This window comes from Azospirillum sp. B506 (assembly GCF_000333595.1).
Lineage (GTDB): Bacteria > Pseudomonadota > Alphaproteobacteria > Azospirillales > Azospirillaceae > Azospirillum.
Window position 1 is genome coordinate 1 of sequence record NZ_BADK01001129.1, and the last position, 966, is coordinate 966.

The following is a 966-nucleotide window of genomic DNA, read 5'->3' on the forward strand; positions in this document are numbered from 1 at the left end:
GCGGAGGCGCCCGTCCCCCCATGCGAGATGTCTGGAATGGTGGCCACGCCGTGGCGGCGGCCGAGCAGGCTGAGGATGCTCTGGTCGTGGCGATGGTCGCGGAATTCCGGATAGTTCGGCAGGCCGCATTCGTTGGGCGCGTCGGTGATCAGCCGGGCATCCTGGCAAAGCCGCAGCCATTGCGCGACGAAATCCATGCTTTCAGGCCCGCGTTCGCACAGGAAGAAGCTGCCCATGATCTGCGCCGCGCCGACGATTTCAGGCCGGTCCAGCCCCATGAAGTGGAAGCAGTCGCGCTTGGTCCAGACGCCGTTGCTGTGATCGTCCTCCAGCGTGAACAGCAGGACCGGAAGATCGCGCTGCCGCCTGCAAATCCCGATCAACGGGTCGACGCTGTGGATGAAATGGGCACCGCTGTCGCTGTAGAACAGGATATCGCCGTCCTTCAGGTGCTGACGCAGCATCAGGTCGATGAAGTAGGGCTTCCACAGCCAATAGCCGGCCCCGCGGGGCTGGTCCAGGATATGCCGGTTCCGCGAGGCGAAAGCGGCATCGATGTGCTGGCGCCCCATCATCGCGACGCCATCGAAGCCGCCGATCTCCAGGCCGGTCCTGCCGTTGTGTTTCTGCGCCGTCGCGAAGGCCCCGTCGGCGTAATTCAGCAGCACCCGTCTCATCGCTCGCCCTCCCCCTTCTCACAGACGGTTCTCGATCCATTCGGCCAGACGGTAGGCATCGAAACAGAACTCCTCCGTGCCGAGAAAGGGCGCCGTGCTGCGATAGCGGCGATAGGTGTCGTAATCGTCGTCGACGGCCAGGATGGCGTCGATCGCCTCCTCGTCGGAGGAATAGTGCGACACATCGATGAAGCTGCCGGCCGCGACATCCCGCAGGACACCGGGATCGCCCCAGTAGAGCGGCACCGTGCCGGCCTGGAAGGCGTCCAGGATCTTTTCCGTCAGATAG

The 966-nt window shown here is 64.2% G+C and carries 2 protein-coding genes; both read right to left on the reverse strand.

Going from position 1 to position 966, the window contains the following annotated elements:
• A partial coding sequence (locus I71_RS34275) for a hypothetical protein (RefSeq protein ID WP_042704776.1) occupies positions 1-677 on the reverse strand: 677 nt, incomplete at its 3' end.
• Between the two features lie 18 nt (positions 678-695).
• A partial coding sequence (locus I71_RS34280) for a glycosyltransferase family 10 domain-containing protein (RefSeq protein ID WP_042704777.1) occupies positions 696-966 on the reverse strand: 271 nt, incomplete at its 5' end.